The following is a 390-nucleotide window of genomic DNA, read 5'->3' on the forward strand; positions in this document are numbered from 1 at the left end:
ACCGAGCGCGAAGCCGCCCGACGCATCAACGCCGAACGACTTCTCACTGCGTAGCCGTCCAGTTACCCGACAGTCTCCAAGACCTGCTCGGGCTGCGGCACGGTGAAAACCAAGCTGGCCCTGTCCGAACGCGAATACACCTGCAAGACGTGCGGTCTGCTCATTGACCGGGACTGCAACGCCTTCCTGAACCTGGCCGCTCTCGCGGCCGAGTTCGATACTGCCGGGAGTGGCCCGGTGGCAGCACGTGGAGCCGACCAGAAGACCCGCGTACGCGGGCAGGTGGCTGTGAAGCGTGAACCCGGCACGACATCCGCCGGTCAGACCGGGACCGTTCCGCCGCAAGGCAGGACTACCAACCGTGTGCTTGCCAAAGCGCACTGAGAGGTA

At 64.9% G+C, this 390-nt stretch carries 1 pseudogene; it reads left to right on the forward strand.

The features are described from left to right. Positions 1-87: 87 nt before the first annotated feature. Positions 88-384 (forward strand): annotated as a pseudogene (locus tag ACLQ24_RS30365) (zinc ribbon domain-containing protein); the annotation flags it as partial. Positions 385-390 lie beyond the last annotated feature (6 nt).

Origin of the sequence: Micromonospora sp. DT4, from assembly GCF_049841675.1 — a bacterium.
In the GTDB taxonomy this organism is placed as follows: domain Bacteria; phylum Actinomycetota; class Actinomycetes; order Mycobacteriales; family Micromonosporaceae; genus Micromonospora.